Origin of the sequence: Pseudomonas sp. 51_B, assembly GCF_017491595.1 — a bacterium.
Classification (GTDB): Bacteria; Pseudomonadota; Gammaproteobacteria; order Pseudomonadales; family Pseudomonadaceae; genus Aquipseudomonas; species Aquipseudomonas promysalinigenes.
Genome location: NZ_JAFGYW010000495.1, coordinates 1 through 382, shown reverse-complemented (window position 1 = coordinate 382; position 382 = coordinate 1). Strand labels below are relative to the sequence as shown.

General features: G+C 58.1%; 1 protein-coding gene. It reads left to right on the top strand.

Annotated elements, in window-relative coordinates; genetic code table 11:
• The coding region (locus J5M56_RS25900; RefSeq protein ID WP_207938174.1) for an immunoglobulin-like domain-containing protein at positions 1 to 382 on the top strand (382 nt) is incomplete at both ends.

The following is a 382-nucleotide window of genomic DNA, read 5'->3' as shown; positions in this document are numbered from 1 at the left end:
CTGGTGATCACCCTGGCCAACGGCCAGACCATTACCATTCCGGTCAACGCAAGCTCCGGCTCGGTTGACTACGTTGCGCCAAACAACGTCTACAACACCAACACGCCGCTGACCAACAGCATCACTAACGTCACCGGTGGCAACTACGAGAAGCTGGAAACCGCGGGTAACCCAACTACTTCGGTCACCGACGATCCAGCCAAGCTGGACAGCACTGGCCTCACCTTGTCCGCTACCGGCACCGTCCAGGAAGGTGGCAGCATCGTCTACACCGCTACCCTGACCAATCCGGCCGGTAGCGAGATGAAGATCACCCTGAGCAATGGTGAAGTCATCACCATTGGCAAAGGTTTGACCGAAGGCTCGATCACGGTCCCAGCAC